This is a genomic window from Vibrio galatheae (assembly GCF_000967545.1).
GTDB lineage: Bacteria > Pseudomonadota > Gammaproteobacteria > Enterobacterales > Vibrionaceae > Vibrio > Vibrio galatheae.
This window is the reverse complement of the sequence record NZ_JXXV01000056.1, coordinates 1-316: the sequence shown is the minus strand read 5'-3', so window position 1 is coordinate 316 and position 316 is coordinate 1. Positions and strand designations below refer to the sequence as shown.

Annotated in this window: 1 protein-coding gene; it reads right to left on the bottom strand. The window is 58.9% G+C overall.

What is annotated here, in order from left to right:
- Positions 1–316 (bottom strand): Ig-like domain-containing protein (locus TW81_RS19360; RefSeq protein WP_045957254.1); only part of this gene is annotated, 316 nt, incomplete at both ends.

Below are 316 nucleotides of genomic sequence, written 5' to 3'. Positions count from 1 at the left end.
CCACGGTCGCTTCGCTGCTCTTATCGCCATCGCTCACGGTGTACTTGAATGAGGTCGGCGCCGGCTCTGCACCGTTGTGCGCGTAGCTGAAGCTGCCGTCCGCTTTCACGGTCAGCACACCGTCACCTATGCTCACTTGCGCTTCACCGTCCGCGTCAAAGCTCAGTAACTGACCGTTAATGTGCGTCACACTTAAGCTGTCGTTTTCTGGATCGCTGTCTTTGCCCGCACCCGTGTCGTCGCCAATCAGGTTGCCTGACACGTTACCGCCTTCGTTCACATCGTAGCTGTTCGCCGTCGCGGTTGGGCCGTCGTT